The organism is Amycolatopsis minnesotensis, assembly GCF_039529815.1.
Classification (GTDB): domain Bacteria; phylum Actinomycetota; class Actinomycetes; order Mycobacteriales; family Pseudonocardiaceae; genus Amycolatopsis; species Amycolatopsis minnesotensis.
In genome coordinates this window covers 1-538 of sequence record NZ_BAAANN010000158.1, presented here as the reverse complement: position 1 = coordinate 538, position 538 = coordinate 1, and the positions used below count along the sequence as shown (strand labels likewise).

The following is a 538-nucleotide window of genomic DNA, read 5'->3' as shown; positions in this document are numbered from 1 at the left end:
CCAGCTGTCCACTGGGAACTGTTCATTGTCCACTCCCGCTGGTGGACATTCAGCCCCCCGGCTGAATATCCACCAGCGGGACTTCCGCTTCGACCATATCCCCTTCCCCGTGTTTCAGCTTCTCCACCGTGCCGGCCACGCCGGCCTTGACGGTGAATTCCATTTTCATGCCTTCCAGCACCAGGATGGGATCGCCCACTTCCACCCGGTCGCCTTCCTTCACATGCACGGCCACGATGCGGCCGGGCATGGGGCTGCCGGGATGGGCCTCGTCGGCGGCCGGGCCACCGGCGGCGGCGTAAGGATCGATTCGTTTCAGGACATGGGTCACACCGGCTTCGGTGATCTGCAGATCGTCTTCATCGGCCAGTACATCAAAGCGCTTGGCATGACCGTCGATGGCCAGCACCAGGGTATCGAGATCCACATCCATCAGCGCCACGGCCAGCGATTCCTCGCCCACGCTCAGTGCCCACTGTTCGGGACCGATGCTTTGCAGCCAGACATCCTGTTCCTCGCCGGCGGCGGCCAGACGGAC

The 538-nt window shown here is 63.4% G+C and carries 1 protein-coding gene; it reads right to left on the bottom strand.

Annotated features, from left to right (window positions below; translation table 11 throughout):
- Positions 1–49: 49 nt before the first annotated feature.
- Positions 50–538, bottom strand: a 489-nt coding sequence (locus ABD256_RS44305) for an acyl-CoA carboxylase biotin carboxyl carrier protein subunit (protein ID WP_344432426.1), incomplete at its 5' end; no start/stop codon positions are given.